This window comes from Methylobacterium sp. WL69 (assembly GCF_008039485.1).
GTDB lineage: Bacteria > Pseudomonadota > Alphaproteobacteria > Rhizobiales > Beijerinckiaceae > Methylobacterium.
Genome location: NZ_VRUZ01000197.1, coordinates 1 through 1,226, shown reverse-complemented (window position 1 = coordinate 1,226; position 1,226 = coordinate 1). Strand labels below are relative to the sequence as shown.

The window sequence follows — 1,226 nt, the reverse complement described above, 5'->3', positions numbered from 1 at the left end:
GGGCGCAGGGGGTTGGGCGGATCACTCCGCCCCGGGCGTGCGCAGCAGGTAGGTGTCCATGATCCAGCCGTGGCGGGCGCGGGCCTCCGTCCGGGTCCGGAGGATGAGGCCGGCGACGTCGCCGAGGCGGCCGGACAGGAGGATCTCGTCGGCGGTGCCGAGGTAGGCGCCCCAGTGGATGGTGAGATCGGGGTCGAGGTGGTCGAAGCGCGGGGCCCCGTCGAGCATCACCACCGTGGTGTCGGCGCCGGGCGGCAGCCCGTCGGCGACGAGCCGGCCCGTGGTGATGTGGACCGGCGCGCCGATGCGGTTGAGGGCCATGCGGTGGCCGGCGGCGAGGGCCTGGACGCTGCTGATCCCCGGGATCACGTCGTAGGCGAAGGGCACGCGCCCGCGCGCCACGATGCGCTCGATGATCCGCAGGGTGCTGTCGTAGAGGGACGGGTCGCCCCAGACCAGGAAGGCGCCGCACTCGTCGGGCCGCAGCTCGCCCTCGATCATCGCCTCGTAGAGGACGGCGCGGGCGGCGTGCCAGGCCTCCACCGTCGCCCCGTAATCGGCGGGGTCGCGGTCGCGCTCGGGGTCCTGGGCCTCGACGAAGCGGTAGGGCCGCTCGGTGATGTAGCGGGCGCAGATCTCGCGCCGCACGGCCACGAGGTCGGCCTTCTCCCGGCCCTTGTCGAGGACGAACACCACGTCGACGGTGTTGAGGGCGCGCACCGCCTGGACGGTGACGTGCTCGGGATTGCCGGTCCCGATGCCGATGACCCGGATGGTACGCAACATTTGATGTGCTCTCAGACCCACCCCCTGGATTAGGCGAGAAAAACCCATCTGTCGCGGGGACGGCGCCCATGCTATGTGGATCGCCAGCATGGCTCGCGCGCGCAACATGGCACTCTGGCTGGTGGCGGTGATCGTTCTGATCGCCGTCTTCGCCGTGCCGTCGGGCGCCGAGGCGCATGCGGGCCGGATGCATGCGGGACACGCCCCCGCGGGCCCGGACCGGACTGCGGCCGTCACCCCCCTCCCCGCTTCCGTCGCGGCGACATCCGTCGTCAGCGCTGGTGTGGACCGGGCGAGCGCGGAGACGGGCCTCGCCCATCCCTGCGACGGGGCCTGCTGCCGGCCGGGCACCGCCTGCTGCACCGGCACCGCCCTCGCGCCCGAGACCCATCCGGCCCTGCCCGCGCGCGGCCCCGAAGCGCGGGCCCATGCCCGCGCCC

The 1,226-nt window shown here is 73.6% G+C and carries 2 protein-coding genes; one reads left to right on the top strand and one right to left on the bottom strand.

The window, feature by feature from the left end:
• Positions 1–21: 21 nt before the first annotated feature.
• A complete protein-coding gene (cobF, locus tag FV218_RS22425; protein ID WP_147711604.1) occupies positions 22–783 on the bottom strand; it encodes a precorrin-6A synthase (deacetylating) in 762 nt (253 codons plus the stop codon).
• Between the two features lie 91 nt (positions 784–874).
• Between cobF and FV218_RS22420 the strand changes: the two genes are divergently transcribed.
• Positions 875–1,226, top strand: a 352-nt coding sequence (locus tag FV218_RS22420) for a hypothetical protein (RefSeq protein ID WP_147711603.1), incomplete at its 3' end; no start/stop codon positions are given.